A 15,227-nucleotide genomic window follows, 5' to 3' on the forward strand; every position below is an offset into this window, starting at 1 on the left:
ATAGACAGGCTGACCAGAAACCCTGGGAGTTCGCTGGATACTGATACAGGCAGATATAATAAATATCTGGAGCCTGTATTTGGGGATATGGAACCAAAGGATATTGTTAATCTTGATGTAATGAGACTTCAAAAGAAGATGTCAAAAACCTTGTCTCCACAGACAGTGAAGCATGTTCTTAATTTGCTTACATGGATAGTTAACTATGGAACCAAAAATAATTTATGTGAAGGGCTTACATTCCATATCAAAAAACCCACAGTTAACAATGAGGTTACAGAGGATTTAAACCCAGATCAATTAAATGCTCTTCTGGAGGCCATAGAGGAAGATTCAAATACTGATGTGGCAAATATCATGAAGTTAGCTCTTTATACGGGAATGAGAAGAACTGAAATATTTAAACTCCAATGGCATGACATAAATTTCAAGACTGGCTTTATAACAATCCGTGACCCTAAAGGCGGAGTAGATCAGAGGATACCGATAAATGAATTGGCAGAAGAGGTATTAAGATCAATCCATCCAAAGGGGAGCCCCTATATTTTCCCTGGCAAGGATGGAGGGCATAGGACAACAACAGGCCATGCAGCACAAAGAATAGTAAAGCGTGCTGGATTACCTAAGAATTTCCGTCCCTTGCATGGGTTAAGACATGTTTATGCAAGTATGCTTGCCAGTTCAGGCAAGGTTGATATGTATGTTCTTCAAAGGCTTCTTACACATAAAAGCCCGAAGATGACACAGCGTTATGCACATTTACGAGATGAAGCTCTTAAGAATGGAGCTTCACAAATTGATGAGATCATTGGAAACAGCAGGATAAAAGATGATCTTGATAATGTGATAAACCTTAGATAAGTATTCAATGTTGCTCAGGGTTTATTTTAACCAGCTCATTGTATTTTCTGTATATCAACACAACATATTGATATGGCAGACATGGCAGACACACAACTTATTGTTATGAAGTATTAAAGGTAAAAAATTATGGTGTGGCTGAAAAAAACCGTTATTTGTATTGCATTAAACTTAAAACCCTGTTATGTTTCCCTTGTAATGATAAAATTGTAATTTATATCAAGGGTGTTCGATATGATAGTTTAATGAACTGACCAAAAAAGAAAAGCCCATAAAGCAGTGTTCCAGACTGCTTTACAGGCTTCTCAAAATTGGTTGCTTAACCGGATGACTTTTGCACGGACTTCCGATTAAAGCAGGGAGATGATACTCATTTCATTTCCTTTACGAGTTTTTTTATGCCTTTTGTTATACGGCATAAGTTTCTTGTATAAGATTCCTTTGAGTTAGTCAACCCCTGGGTTGGAAAAATTTAATTTTCCAAACTACCCTGCCTTAATTCCTTCCCCTGCAAAGGTCTCCACAAAAACATGGAGGCTTTATCTATGTGTCCAAAAAATCTACCAAAACCGAAGCATGACATTTCAATTAAGCACCACCATTACGATCTTTTTCGAGATTATAACCACAGAGAGCTTGCCCATTTCCTGGGGATGTCAAGAGCGATGTTTTCACAGGTCATAAATGGCAAAGCCAGCTATGGCAAAGAGAGAGGCCAGCAGATTGATGCATTAGCTGAACTTCTCTTGAAACAGCAGCAGGAGGCAAGAAAGGAAAACGAACACCGGAAAAAAGTTCATGAACTGGCTGAACGACTATTGGAACAGCAGCAGGAGGCTTCTACTATTGGACAAAATTAAGAAACTTCTCACAACAGATGAGGCAGCTATTTATCTGGGTGTCACTGTTCAAACCCTTGCTAATTGGCGGCATGACAGAAAATACTTGAAATATGTGAAATTGGGAAGAGCTATCAGATATCAGAAGGCGGAGCTTGACAGATATATTGCGGAAAACACGATTTCAATCTCTTAAAAAAATGAAAATGCCCGTACCTGGAAAAGGGGAAACGGGCATAAAGGATGAAACTCAAAATGTACAAAGAACTTAACACAGAAGCTCCTGCAAATCAAGTAAAAAACATTGAAATGAATCGTAAAACCATGAGTGAAATTATCGAGATGATTTCAAATGCTTTTGGTGAAAATATATATTCAGGCTGCGGGCGTATTGCTTCATATGGTCAAGACCCTGTTACAGGAAAAAACCTTTTCCCAAAGGTTCAATCTTTCACATTTGGTGATTTGGACTCCGTTATAAACACTATCTGTCATTGGACACAAGAACCACATAGAAATGTGTACATGCCGTTGGTTCTGCTTAGGGATGATTTACCATCAAATAAAAAAGGCAGTGAGCAGGATATTATAAAGGTTCTTGGTCTTGTTGCTGATTTTGACGATGATGCTGCAGATAAATGGGCGGAGAGATTACCCATTGAACCCTCTTATGTTCTGGAGACTTCAGAAAACAGATATCAGGCTGCATATCTCTTTAAAAAGCCCATGTTGCCTGCGGAGGCTAAAAACATTGCTGCTATGCTTCAGGAATTCAGTAAGTGTGATTTTGGCACAAAGGATCTATCTCATATTTGGAGGATACCTGGTACCTACAATTGGCCGAACAAAAAGAAGGTTGATGAAGGGAGGAGCGCAAACCCTCAGATAGTCAAGGTGGTTCATAGAGGTGATTTGGTTGACCCCTGGGAGCTTAACGGGGAACTTGAGGCAGCTATTGACCAGATCAGGGAGCGTGAAAAACAGCCGGAACACATCTTTAATTTCAATAATGCTTCAATAGGTCATTCACATAAAGAAGAAGTTAAAATCAAAAAATCATTCAATGTGAATGATGATATTGATTTTCTCAAACGTGTTGCCTTTAATTCTAAAAAACATGGGGATGCTGTTAAGGCATTATTCAATGGTGATACTGGCAAGGATGCAAGTGCAGCAGATATGAGCCTATGCCATTGGTTAGCGTTCTACCTTCAAAAAGATTATTCCCGAATTGATGCAGTATTCCGTCAATCAGGATTAATGAGGCCAAAATGGGATGAGGTTCATTATAGCAGTGGGGAAACATATGGTCAGCGTACAATACAGACTGCCATTAATAAGCAGAACAATACTTATAACCCGAATTATAAAGATGATTCAACTCCTGAAGAATGGCCGGAACCCCTGGAAATAAAACAATCACTTCTACCAGTAATGGAATTGCCAGACAAAGCAATACCTGTTCCTTTCAAGGCATGGATTAAGGATATTGCTTATAGGTGGGCTGTTCCAAAGGATTTTCCATTTATCGCTGCCATACTAACCACAGGTTCGATAATTGGAACAGGTTGCAGGGTAAGACCAAAACAGAAAGATGACTGGGAGGTTGTACCTAATACATGGGGTGGCGTTATCGCTCCACCATCAAAGAAAAAAACGCCTGTTCTTTCCGAGATTGTAAATAAGAGCATAGGCAAGTTGCAAAAGAAAGCTGATAAAGAGTTTGAAAAAGAAAACAAATCATATGAAGCAGAAAAATTTATATTGGATACCAGAATAAAATTTAAAAAGAAGGAAATCGAGGAATGTATAAAAAATGAAATTAAAGCCGAGGTAAAAGATGCAGAAAATAAACCAGATGGTTCAAAAAAAGAAAATTCTGCAAAAACATTGAATGAACTTAGGCAGGAATTGAACGATCTTGAAGAATGCAAAGTTGGTGCGCCAAAGCAAAAAATATACAAAGTCAATGCCTGTACTATGGAAAAATTTGCTGAACTTTGTGGAGAGAATCCAAAGGGTTTAATGTATTTTGCAGATGAACTCATAAAAATATTTTTGAACTGGGAGAGGGACGAAAAGGAAGGGAAAGCAACTAAAGCCTTTTTTATGGAATCTCATGAAGGAAAACAGCCATATACTGATGCAAAAATAGGACGTGGGGTTATAAGTGCAAAATACATTTGTAGTACTGTCATTGGAGGAATTCAGCCGGAAAAGATTTTTAGATTTCTGAGGGCTTCAATGCTTGAAGGGGATAACGATGGCAGTGTCCAAAGGCTTCAGATGATGGTCTATCCTGATGTTATCCCTTGGAAATATGTTGATGAATATCCAAACAGTGAAGCAAGAATCAAATTTTATGAAATCATAGAAACATTATCTGAAATGGATTTTGAATTTTATGGAGCAACTAAAGGCGAGGATGCACCATATTTTAAATTTTCACCTGATGCACAGAAAATATTTATAGAATGGTTCTATGACCTGATGCAAAAAGTTGAGAATGAAGAAGAGGAGCCCATTATCAGTGAACATTTGGGGAAATATCCTTCTTTAATGCCTTCATTGGCTTTGATTTATCACTTAATTGAAATTGCATATGGGAGCAGCAAGGGCGGAGATATCCCAAAACATTGCGCAATTCAAGCAGCTGTTTGTTGTGAATATCTGGAATCTCATGCACGGCGAATTTATGGCATGGTTACAAATGCCGGAGAAATTCACGGGGAGAAATTGGCGAAAAAAATTCAAGAGGGAAAGGTCACTGAGCCTTTTACAGCGAGGGATGTTTACCGTAAAGGGTGGCAAATGCTCAAAGATAAAGAATCTGTAGAATCTGCCATTGAATGTTTAATTGAAAAACATTGGATAAGAGAAGACTGTTCTGGAACATCCACAGATGGTGGTAGGCCTTCAGTAAAGTATTTTATTAATCCAAAATTTTCTTAAAATGCACTAAAGCGGAACTGACAAAACTGACAAAACCCTTTTGTATATAAGTTTTGTCGGTTTTTTATCAGTGCTATTTCCATACGTTTAAGGAAAAAAAATGAATAAATGGCTAAATAGATTAGATGAGATGGATTTTCCCGAACCTGAGATCAACCTTGACCTTCAGCAAATCAACCTTGATTTCAATCCCATGATGTTCCAGGAAAGCAGACCACCGGAAAAATCCCTTGACCAACAGATCAATGATCTTTGGCAACAGGCCGACATTTTGGCCGACTGGGTAGACGACTATACCCATGATGCAACAGACGAAGAGCGCTGGGCAGCTATCCCAAGGCTTGAAGAGATGTCACTGCAAATTGACGAGTTGATCAGGAAACGGGATGCCGAGCAGCAGCAGAAGCAGAAGTTGTTGAATTTCAATACAGCACCGAAACAATTCTCAAAAATGAGTTGCTGCCTTAATGGAAAGAGTTGCTCCTTCCTTCTGCCCGGCAATGTATGCAGTAAAGGGGGCAAGGTGTCAGTTTTCAAGATGGATGCCTGCCCGTTACCAGGGAAAAAAAGTAGATGGTTTAAACCAAATAATGAGCCGGAACCACCGGCAAGGATGGAAAAAGATGAAAAAAAAACCAGAGTATGTATTTGGAGCTAAAAATTTTGAGAAATGGGGAGAATGCAAAACATACCCGTTATTCATGATGAATTGTCCACATGACATTGCAAGTATAGTTGATCATGGGTTCATTGCAGATCGAGCTTGTATCTGGGGAGGCGATGAGTTCGAGGGTTATGAAATGGCTGTTGTATCACGTACATACTGTTCAGATGATGTGATTGATAATCCACCGGAGGGTTTAAGGTGTATCCGGTTACCTAAAGATGTAATGGGTAAGGATGATATGGGAACAGCTATTGCCACCGTGATAACAAGTAATACCCAGGCAGCTAATGATCTTTTGAATCTTGCGCTTTTTCATGTTCCTGCAATCATGATGCCTTATATGTTGTCTCTTGATATGTGTGAATCATCTTTGGGTATAACCTTGATGGTTTCAAATTCCTTTACTCAAAAGGTCAGTGCATCCATTACATATAAATCCGATGCAGAGCAACCCAGGTTTGAAACTCATTGTCAGCGTTGCGGTTCTGAGTATCTTGAGGGTTTTTTGATTCATAACAATGAAAATATTTGTTGTCAGAGATGCTGTAATAATGAGTATGGTTTTCCGCCTGAAGAGGGGATGACTATAGAGGATTTGAAAAACCCGTTGGAATGGACATTTTAGAAGGTATTGAAACATGAAAGACACAAGCAGCGAAATAGACATTTTTAAGCAGCACAGGGCATTTTTTATAAAGAGGTATTTGAGAGCAAATTCTGAGGGGTTAATAATGGGGGGGTGTCAATTTTGTGGGCATCCTGATGCAAAAACTCGGTTCCTTATGAGATATTATAAGAACGTCAAAAAGACAATATTCAAGGTATTCTTTTGTTGCGATGAATGCCGGAATTTCAAATACAGACAAATGAAACGGACAAAAGGGTTAAAACATATCAGCTTTCCAGAGAGCATTGATTCGATGAGAGAAATGGGAGTGTTTGACTCGGGGGCAGAAATTTTTTTTAGATGAAACAGAAAAGAGTTATAGAGATCAAGTACTACCACCGGCCTGGTTGCGCTTTACGGTCCGGCGGTGAAAGATGCACGTGTAGGCCATTGCGAGTGTTTCAAGAGAGAGCCACCGGAGCCAGTGACGTCAAGTCACCGTTTCCGGCGTAGGTAAAGATGTGGCATGCCCTTCATTGGAGATCCAGGGGGGGCAGTTCAAAACTTCAAAACAGGAGTGTAATATCATGAAAGTAGAGATGCGATATATTGATGAGGTGACAGAAAAAGTATCTGATGAAATCAGGAATCTTGTTTGCAGGCAAATACTTGATGAGTGTTGGTTGGATGGTTGCGATGATAATAAAGGGAATGACTATGGGGATGTAAATGCATTGTTTGATGAGTTGCGAGTCATTGAAACGGCAGCATATGAAGGCAAGATCAAACTATCAACACATTTTCCAGACAGACTGGAAACTCTATTCTATAGAGCAGGGAAAGGTGATCATTATGGTTCATTGAATGAGTTAAAAAATATTGCTAACCGAATGATTGAAGCATAACAGAAATAGAGTAAATATCATGCCGTGACAAATCTAACCACCTTAAATTTAAGGCGGTTAGATTATAAAACTTGTTGCGTTAATATTAACGTTTGATTGCACTGTCTGGAGTTATCCATTGATGATTTGCTGGGTGAAGTGGAGGATATGCCTGTTAAAGGTAAGGAAACAGGCAGGGGGGATAAATAGAAATAGTATTACTACTTCTATTGAAGAAGATATCCTTCCAGATGCAGAAGACCAGGGCAGGTTCCAGATACTCAACACAAAAATGTGTCGAGTGTCTGGGTGCATGTTGCGTTAATATTAACGGTTAATTTAACATATCAAGTGAGGTTTACTGATGGGAATACCAATAAATCCAAAGGAATATATCAAAACCACACAAAGGGTTTTATCAAGTAAAACAAACATCTTTGAGACCTTTCCTCTTTGCGTCAAGAACATAATCGAACAGAAATTATGGGAGAAAGTAGAGGACAAAAACGGGAATTATTTTAAATCCTTTGAAGCACTTTGTAAGCATCCATTATGGCATGGTCTGGAACTATCTATTGATGATCTTCTCATGTACCTTAAGAATGCACCGGATGTTAAGAGCATGGTTATCGGGGAGTTGGAGGCACTTAAAGATCAAAAAGATAATGAAGCGGGGCCGGGGAGGGGTAAAAAGAAACAAGGTAGCAATACTACCATGTTTAGTAAAACAGAAGATAAACCCAAACAATCCAGAGGAACCACATATCTTTCCAAACGCCTGAAACGAGATAACCCAGAACTCTTCTCAAAGGTTGCATCAGGCGAACTATCAGCACACAGAGCCGCTGTACTCGCTGGAATTAAAAAACCAATGCTCCAGGTTAGAGCTGACGACTTACAGGCAGCATTGGATAAACTATTAAAGTATTACTCCAAGTCAGACATAGCAGCAGCCATTGAAAATATACAGTAACGTTAATATTCCTTCATGTAACAAAAGAAGTGGATAAAATTAACGACACTAAAGTTATCCACAAAAGTAAAGGTCAAATTAGCGACACTAATTTGACCTTTACCGAAGATACACTAAAACCCAAAACAATCCCAGATTCAACATACAAGGCCAAACGACTTGAACGAGATGCACCGGAACAAACTACATGAACGTTGCTCTAAAATACGGGCAAAATTGCAACACGTTGCAAATTTCAAACAGAGTACTCATAGAACTTTCCAGACCTTCAGCATAGAAAAAACATCCACATTTTTAATACTCAAAAACAGCCTTCAAAAAACACCGATTTAAAGAGGGTTCAGAGAATTTCCATATAACTGTAAAGGCCATAAATAACAGTGCTTTAAAGTGGCATTGTGTCTTTTGAAAGAGTAGAGAAATGTTGATATTTTCAATGCTGTTTAGGTGTCGCTTTATGTTCCTGCCATGCCAGGGGGGTAGGAGGGGGGGGGGTACATTAAAAGGTACTTCCAGAGGTATAAAACAGTACGGGGCGGCAAGGCAACGGCTTTTGGTAGAAATGATACCAAAAAACGAGTTGTTTTATACAGTAAAATCAAAGGCTTGCATCTCATGTTCACAATGTGGTACACAACAAAAGTGTAAACAAGGTTTACAACAGGCGGGGGTTGTGGAAATGTTTTCCTGTTGTCCCTGGGAGGCATGTTTGAAAACCGTACACGTGTACGGTTTTGTCAGTGCGGCGTGGGGTATACTACGTGTGAAATTATTTCCCAGTAACCTATCTCGTTTTGCCAGTGCGGCGTGGGGTATACGAAAGGTTGCATCAATGCAACTTTTCACACACAGTTTTTTCCCGTGCATCCCTGGGGCATACCAAACAGTTTTTAAATCTCTCGGCGACGAGAGAACTGTTTCCCCCCGAACCTGGGAGACAGTGTAATTACTCATTGGAGGCTACAAAATGTTGAAACAAAGAGATAATAGAAGCGATTTCCAATTAAATGTCATTAACACAAACAATAAGCAGTTACACCCGTACATGATGCTTTCCAGTGCATTATTGAGACAGGTCAAAGATGATTTAAAGAGCACGAAGCACAGATCAGCAGCAAAGGCCTGGTTGGCTGGAGCATATCCTTCATTGATGAGCTTTCAATTTGTGTGTTCGATTCTATCTGCATACTTGAACAGAGACATACCACCGGATCGAATGCGAACCCTGATACTTCGAGGCGATGCCTGTAATTTTATCCTGTGAAAACGAGGCTGAAAAAACACGGTTTAAATTGAGTTTTAAGTTTTTTGCATATCATCATAAGCACCTGTTTTAAAAGGTCTTAAACAATGCATATATACACTTTCAACAGTGAGATATCACGGGATTTTTACCCGTGAAAAACGGGGGGTATATTTTTCGATGATTGCATAGAACTACTACTTTGTGGTGGTTTTGTGTAAATGCCTCTCTTCAAAAGTAGAGATGGTGTGCGGGATGTTTACATGGATGGCCACAAAAGTGCCCATCCAGAACAAAACGGCAAATAGAAGCAGGGGATAGTGCTTGTGCAGTGCGTGAGGGATGTGTATGAACTGCCCCTTAATAAAGGAGCAGATACAAGAAGCTATGGAACAATCAAGGGAAACCTTGAAAAAGGGAATGGTCTTGGAGAAGAGACAATAAAATCAAAAGAACCGTCTCTTTCAAAATCACAGGTTGAACATTCTTTAAAAACCTTCCGCTCCACCGGAGTCTATCTATCCTTATTAAAGAAAGGCGGATTGCCCGAAGAATTCTGGCACCTGTACGAAACAAAACCCACAACTACCATTGAAGCCGTGGCCATGTTCCCAAAACCGGCACAATATCTTTCCTTCCATTCCTGCATGGCTAAACCATAATAAAAACAGAATATTATACTTGACAGATCAGCTCAAACAGAATATTATTATTATTATCATTATTATTAACGAATAATATTCAGTGAGGTGACAAGATGACAGAACGGCAGAAAGAGCAATTGAAAAGTGAGAGCGAGTTTAGAAGGGATCCTGTTCTAAATGATGAATTCCAGGGCAATTATGAAGTGTACAGAGCTTATATAAGCGCCACAAATGAAGGTTTGGTGAAGACAGCACCGGCAAATAGGCGTTGATCATATGCGATTAGAGATTTTCCAGAACGAAAACGAAAGCGTTTTAACGGCGGTTATCGAGGCGTTTTTAGATGAAAAAAAAGATGATGCAGATTTGCAGGGCAAACAACTTTACGTTGAATCCTTCCAAACAGTTCGAGTATCAGGAGCCTGTTACAGGGCAAGTTTGCTGTGGGAGATTAGATAAATGGATTACAAGACTATTTTAAAAGACGAGCCGAGAGATCGTGTCGCCAATGCATTGGGTGTAAGCACAAGTTACGCTTCAGCTTTACTTACAGGCTATCACAAACCAGGTCCAGAGCTTGAGCAAAAACTCATTGACCTGGCAAAGAAAAAAGAGTCTTTCGGGCAGCAACACACAAGTGGCCAGCACGGGATGGAGTATCTGGCTGCCAGAAACAGACAGCAGGTCGAGTTTTCAGAGGAGCAGCTGCAGCAGATCGAAAAAGATTTGCGAGATCTTCCCGACCATAACTTTGTCAAGATTCAGCTGATTAAGAACTTGTGTAAGCAGGGACATCATGAGATGTTGGCGACACTGAACAGTGGTATTGCCTTTGAGCGATTAAAACGAGAGATGCAGGAGGGGCACTGATGGCTGTAAAAAAGTGGTTCGGTTGGCTTTCCGGAGCAGATAAGCTAAAAGGCGTTTCTTCACAGGATATTGAAGCGGAGATTAATGCTCTTAAGTCAGATCAAGCAGATTTGATTGCTCTTAAATTGTCTCTTGAGTCACGCCTTGAGAATTCAAGAGTGTCTGAATTAGGCGGCAAAAAAAGTACTGTTGAGATCGCAACTCTTGAAAGTGATCTTGGATTTGCAATCAAGAAGATCGACACAATATCAACTGTCATTAGTCAGCTTGAAAATAAACTTGTCGATGCCCTGGCAACAGAGAGAGAAGAACAGCGGAAGCAGATAAAAGCTGAGCTTGCAGAAGTCGAGAGCGAGATAGCAGCCGAGAAGAAACGTTTTATATCTCTACTTGGTGCGGCGGTTGCATCCTGGCTGAAGTTCGGCGGCAGCATTGATGGCTTCTCGGCCGGACCAAACAAATTGCCGGTTGTAGATGCGACGACACCGGAGCGAGTAAACGAGTTCCGTTCGATATTCAATGACATTGTAAAACCTGATGGGCAGATTCCACGGAGTCTTTTGTCAGATCGAAATGATTTATTGAAGCAGCTCAAAGGATGAAATAATCCTTTTATATATAGGGGTGTGAAGCCGTCCCCTTATAACGGTTTCAGGTGATTTACCGGCGGGATGTTTCCGCCAATGTGATAATGGTATTTTCACCAATGAAGATGTTTTTTGTTTGTATTTTGACCTTACCTTACCCTCTGCTTCGTTATCTTTCAGGCGGAGCAAAAAGCGCTGTTCCCTTATCTGAGGGGGGCAGCGTTTTTTTTTGTTTGTTTGATTTGGTTCTAATGTGTTTTTTTGATATTCAATCAACCATTAACGCCTAATGCTAAAAAAGGTTGCATTATTCTGTTAAAAAAATTAAGCGCAAATGCTCATAAAAATAAGTCTTCCGTAAAAAAAAGAGTGTTTTGTGTAAATTTGTCATGCAGGACAAAATTTTAAGATCATTCCCCGTTTTTTTTGGAGTGACCTTTTTTTTATCATTCACATTTACTTTTGTGATATTATTGCCATTGAGTATTATTTTAAAAAATATTTTATGGGTTTTGTCGGTTTTGTCGGTTCTGCTATAGTGCATTTTTAAAAAAAAATTGTCGGTTTTGTCCTAATAAATAGCATTATAATAAATGGTCTAACCATTACTATTATTCTATGTATTAAATAGTATACATATACATATTTAACATATTAAAATTTAGATCAAAATTATAGAAGAGGAATCAAAAAAAAAACTTATCTGTGAATGATAAATTCTCTTTTCCCCTGGCATGGCAGGTATTTTTTTATGAATTTATGGGGAAACAGGTTCAAGGGTTGGAAATAGGGTTGGAATCGAAAATTTAAAACAAAAAAAAGCACTTAGAATTTCTCCTAAGTGCTTGATTTTATAGGTGGCGTCCCCAAGGGGATTCGAACCCCTGTCGCCGGCGTGAAAGGGCGATAAAGAGCGTGTTCCACCCTATTTACGGGGCTCTCAGAGCCCCAAAAACCCACTTTTAGCCGTCAAAAGCCGTCAAAAAAGCCGTCCAAATTTCACACCGTCAACCATCAAAATCTACCAAATCGTATCAATGCTGTATGACTTAAAATATCTATCACAACCAACTACTGGCAGTTGCTCGGATATGCTTTGAGCAATAATCAATCTGTCAAAAGGGTCTCTGTGATGTAAAGGCAATCTCATAATTTCGGATAGGTGTTTGATGCTTATCTGAATAATGTTGATTTCATTCTCTTCAATTTTTTCAGGGATAAATGTGTCAAATGGTTTAGCCAATTCAAGTTTATTGATGCTGACTTTGATTGCGATTTCCCACAAACTGGCAACACTCATAAAAAGTTCGTTGTCGAAGTCTTCCATAACCTTACGGGCATTTTGACTTAATTTTTCACTCCCACCAATAAACCATAAAAAACTACTCGTATCAATTAAGACTTTCATCACATATAGTCCTGGAAAACTTCGGGAGTTTCATCAAAATCATCAGCCATCTTAATTAAACCTTTGGCACTTCCAAACTGACGTTTTCTTTTTGGCTTTTTTCTAACATCAACAAGTTTCACAATAGGTTGACCATTTTTTGTAATAACTATCTCATTACCTTCAATTGTTTGTTGAAGAAGACTGGGAAAGCAGGTCTCTGCCTTTTTAATGTCGATGTTCAGCATAAAATTTCTCTCCGTGTTTTAATAGGCTATTGTGAACGCTTCAAGACATCCATTTCTATAGATTTCATTGAGAAGTATAATATTTTTTTTAATTCAAATCAAAGATGAAACAACTTTTTAATTATCGGTCTCGGGCTAATGATTTGTCTTCACATTCTGGCTTCTTTCCTATATCTTCGGTTTTGATTTTACGCAAATTAATTTTGATAAGGATGACAACATCTGTATGAAAAAGAAAACTGAACCCCAATTTCATAATGATATTAAGTCTCATAAGGGAAAGATTAACATACTTCTTATTGCTCCCCACGGTCATCCCAATAATGATGAAAATACAGGAGCACTAACTCGTTATATTGCTGAACAGATTGATGTGTATTACATCATAAATGAAGTCTTCAAAAAACCTCATAAGGGAAAAGGCGAAATTGTAGATAAAGAAGAAAAGATAATAAACCTCAATAACCGTCAGCAAGTAGAAAAGCATCTCAAAGAGGATTTTCTTGCTCCATTGTTATTATGTAAAAAGGAAATTGTAGAAAAATATGGCAGCGCCATCCTCCTTTGGATACACGGTATAAAAGATAAAAACCTTGAAGGTGATGTTGCTAAAGACGGTGATATAAACCCTGAAGATACACATATTCTTGTTGGGTATGGGCAACACAAAACTGAAAAGAGGTATACAGCACAATCTAAGATAGTTGACAGGTTAATTCAATCCCTCTCTGATAATGGAATAACTGCTGTTTTGGCGAATATAAACAAAGAAAAAAATCAGAAACAGTACTGTGCCTGGGACAAAAACAATATGAACCAACTGTTCAGGGACGGGGACTATAAAGACCCGAACGTACAATCTATACAGTTAGAATTCAGATGGACAGGATGTCGTAAAACAGATGAGGATATTCTTATAACATCTAAAAAAGTTGCTAATGCTATTTCTTTTTTAATTCAGCCTGAAATCGAAACCTCTGATGAGAACAAGTCCATACACCATGAAACCTCTGTTTTAGAAAATCGTGATGATGTTATTGAAATGGAAGACCATATTATACAAAAAGCATATGATAAACTGGCTCAGATTTTTTCCAGGAACTATGAACAGGCTTTAATGGAAGCAGGTCAATACCTTGTAAGAACCTTTTACGGTGGTGAACAAAATATTGAAGAAAATCCCTACGATGAAGACTTTGTGTTCAGTCAGGAAACAATAGAAAACGCTCGCCTAAAGAAGTCTCCCCAAAAAGAGACACTTAACCAACTGTACCATAAAATTGATGAGAACAGAGCCTCCAATATGCCATCTAAAGCCTGGATATACAATGCGGTCAATCTCATCGTTCAGTGGTACGACATCAAAACGGAACTAAAAGACAGTTTCCACACGTATAGAAACTTATCCGTCAGCCATAAAATATACTTGCTTGGTGTTAAAAATATTGAAGATAAACAAATCCTTATTGAAAAAATATACAAGGATGATTTGTCTGTAAGGCAACTCAAAGAGGCAAAACAGACAACAACAGAAAAGACACCAACACTCTTGTCTTTGATAAATAAACCTTCCGAGTTAGCAAAGAAAGAAAATAAAGAAATCATCAATTTAAAATTTTTGACAAAGAAAGGTGTCAAGCAACTTGAACATTACCAGGATATAATTGAACAAAAAAATGCTGACTTTAGCAGGAAAATAGAGCAACTTGAGGAAGAACTTAAAGCATACAAGCAACACGTAAAAGAGATTTCAAAAATCAAAGATAAGGTTGAAAAGGCCCTTTTAGAGAAAACAGGTAATTGATTAAATATGAGGTTCTCAAAGACACCAGAAAAATAAAATCAAATAAAAAACAGACAATTACAAAACAGAAGTGTGTGTTATCGGGTACTACAAAGCCATTACAGCCTTTGTAATCACTGTAATTACAAAATAACGAAAATTGGTACAAAACAGCCAAGATGCCTTTCATTAAAGGTTTTTCGTGTAATTACCTGGTTTGGTCAGAAGATTGAGCGCATCTCGTTAAAAGCAAAAATCAAAAAATTGTAAAAAACCGTTAGTTAAAAGGGTGAAAATATCTATAGTTTTTATGATTGTTGAAATAACATCGACGATCTCAACGTTGTGTTTTTTGATTTGCTATCGAAAGGCCAACATAAAAAAGTCTGTAAGGATTCAGAGATAAAATGAAGAATCTTAAAAGAGATTTTACAAAATCATCAGCCGAAATAAAAAAAATGGACAAAACAATTCAATTATGGGGATGGTCATTATTTATTCTTTCTTCCTTATTTTTTATTGCTTCAAGCATTAAGAGTGGAGACATTTTGAGTTTGGGTGGCGGAGTGCTTTTTTTTGTTGCGTGTATTGTTTTTCTAATTCCTTTTTTTAGAATGAAGGGGTGATATCCAAGTGTAAGGGAGTTAAGTCAGGGATGATAAGTAGTATCTGCTGAATTTTT

The 15,227-nt window shown here is 38.4% G+C and carries 17 protein-coding genes; 15 read left to right on the forward strand and 2 right to left on the reverse strand.

Annotation, left to right across the window (positions count from 1 at the left end; translation table 11 throughout):
• The first annotated feature begins 87 nt into the window (after positions 1 to 87).
• The 13 genes from MTBBW1_RS26410 (at position 88) to MTBBW1_RS26485 (ending at position 11,142) form a co-directional block, all read left to right on the forward strand.
• Positions 88 to 861 carry a tyrosine-type recombinase/integrase gene (locus MTBBW1_RS26410; RefSeq protein ID WP_080809832.1) on the forward strand — a complete coding sequence of 258 codons (774 nt, stop codon included), beginning with the start codon at positions 88 to 90 and terminating at the stop codon, positions 859 to 861.
• A gap of 545 nt (positions 862 to 1,406) precedes the next feature.
• Positions 1,407 to 1,721, forward strand: a complete 315-nt coding sequence (locus MTBBW1_RS26415; RefSeq protein WP_080809773.1) for a hypothetical protein — start codon at positions 1,407 to 1,409, stop codon at positions 1,719 to 1,721.
• Positions 1,708 to 1,896: a helix-turn-helix domain-containing protein gene (locus MTBBW1_RS26420; protein ID WP_222424192.1), complete on the forward strand. Its 189-nt coding sequence runs from the start codon at positions 1,708 to 1,710 to the stop codon at positions 1,894 to 1,896. Before MTBBW1_RS26415 ends, MTBBW1_RS26420 begins: the two co-directional genes overlap by 14 nt.
• Positions 1,897 to 1,955: 59 nt before the next feature.
• A complete protein-coding gene (locus tag MTBBW1_RS26425; protein ID WP_186441733.1) occupies positions 1,956 to 4,652 on the forward strand; it encodes a phage NrS-1 polymerase family protein in 2,697 nt (898 codons plus the stop codon).
• Between the two features lie 100 nt (positions 4,653 to 4,752).
• On the forward strand, positions 4,753 to 5,310 hold the full coding sequence (locus MTBBW1_RS26430) for a hypothetical protein (RefSeq protein WP_080809783.1): 558 nt from the start codon (positions 4,753 to 4,755) through the stop codon (positions 5,308 to 5,310).
• The gene (locus tag MTBBW1_RS26435) at positions 5,276 to 5,944 is read left to right on the forward strand and encodes a hypothetical protein (protein ID WP_080809786.1); all 669 of its coding nucleotides are present in this window, start codon (positions 5,276 to 5,278) and stop codon (positions 5,942 to 5,944) included. Before MTBBW1_RS26430 ends, MTBBW1_RS26435 begins: the two co-directional genes overlap by 35 nt.
• 569 nt (positions 5,945 to 6,513) lie before the next feature.
• The gene (locus MTBBW1_RS26445; protein WP_080809789.1) at positions 6,514 to 6,831 is read left to right on the forward strand and encodes a hypothetical protein; all 318 of its coding nucleotides are present in this window, start codon (positions 6,514 to 6,516) and stop codon (positions 6,829 to 6,831) included.
• 343 nt (positions 6,832 to 7,174) lie between these two features.
• Complete coding sequence (locus MTBBW1_RS26455) at positions 7,175 to 7,783, forward strand: hypothetical protein (RefSeq protein ID WP_080809794.1); 609 nt, start codon at positions 7,175 to 7,177, stop codon at positions 7,781 to 7,783.
• Between the two features lie 1,563 nt (positions 7,784 to 9,346).
• Complete coding sequence (locus MTBBW1_RS26470; protein WP_080809801.1) at positions 9,347 to 9,688, forward strand: hypothetical protein; 342 nt, start codon at positions 9,347 to 9,349, stop codon at positions 9,686 to 9,688.
• 95 nt (positions 9,689 to 9,783) lie between these two features.
• Positions 9,784 to 9,942: a hypothetical protein gene (locus tag MTBBW1_RS28805; RefSeq protein WP_186441734.1), complete on the forward strand. Its 159-nt coding sequence runs from the start codon at positions 9,784 to 9,786 to the stop codon at positions 9,940 to 9,942.
• Between the two features lie 4 nt (positions 9,943 to 9,946).
• A complete protein-coding gene (locus MTBBW1_RS26475; RefSeq protein WP_080809804.1) occupies positions 9,947 to 10,129 on the forward strand; it encodes a hypothetical protein in 183 nt (60 codons plus the stop codon).
• Positions 10,130 to 10,540, forward strand: a complete 411-nt coding sequence (locus MTBBW1_RS26480) for a hypothetical protein (RefSeq protein WP_080809807.1) — start codon at positions 10,130 to 10,132, stop codon at positions 10,538 to 10,540.
• Complete coding sequence (locus tag MTBBW1_RS26485; RefSeq protein WP_080809809.1) at positions 10,540 to 11,142, forward strand: hypothetical protein; 603 nt, start codon at positions 10,540 to 10,542, stop codon at positions 11,140 to 11,142. Before MTBBW1_RS26480 ends, MTBBW1_RS26485 begins: the two co-directional genes overlap by 1 nt.
• Positions 11,143 to 12,148: 1,006 nt before the next feature.
• Here the strand turns inward: MTBBW1_RS26485 and MTBBW1_RS26500 are convergent.
• Together MTBBW1_RS26500 and MTBBW1_RS26505 are read right to left on the reverse strand one after the other, a co-directional pair.
• Positions 12,149 to 12,535, reverse strand: coding sequence for a type II toxin-antitoxin system VapC family toxin (locus MTBBW1_RS26500; protein ID WP_080809817.1), 387 nt, complete (start codon positions 12,533 to 12,535; stop codon positions 12,149 to 12,151).
• On the reverse strand, positions 12,535 to 12,762 hold the full coding sequence (locus MTBBW1_RS26505) for a type II toxin-antitoxin system Phd/YefM family antitoxin (protein ID WP_080809818.1): 228 nt from the start codon (positions 12,760 to 12,762) through the stop codon (positions 12,535 to 12,537). The genes MTBBW1_RS26500 and MTBBW1_RS26505 overlap by 1 nt, the downstream gene beginning before the upstream one ends.
• A gap of 226 nt (positions 12,763 to 12,988) precedes the next feature.
• Here MTBBW1_RS26505 and MTBBW1_RS26510 point away from each other — a divergent pair, with 226 nt between their 5' ends.
• Positions 12,989 to 14,566 (forward strand): hypothetical protein, encoded by a 1,578-nt coding sequence (locus MTBBW1_RS26510; RefSeq protein ID WP_080809821.1) that lies wholly within the window; start codon positions 12,989 to 12,991, stop codon positions 14,564 to 14,566.
• Between the two features lie 386 nt (positions 14,567 to 14,952).
• The gene (locus MTBBW1_RS26515; protein ID WP_080809824.1) at positions 14,953 to 15,171 is read left to right on the forward strand and encodes a hypothetical protein; all 219 of its coding nucleotides are present in this window, start codon (positions 14,953 to 14,955) and stop codon (positions 15,169 to 15,171) included.
• The last annotated feature ends 56 nt before the right edge of the window (positions 15,172 to 15,227 follow it).

This window comes from Desulfamplus magnetovallimortis (assembly GCF_900170035.1).
In the GTDB taxonomy this organism is placed as follows: Bacteria; Desulfobacterota; Desulfobacteria; order Desulfobacterales; family Desulfobacteraceae; genus Desulfamplus; species Desulfamplus magnetovallimortis.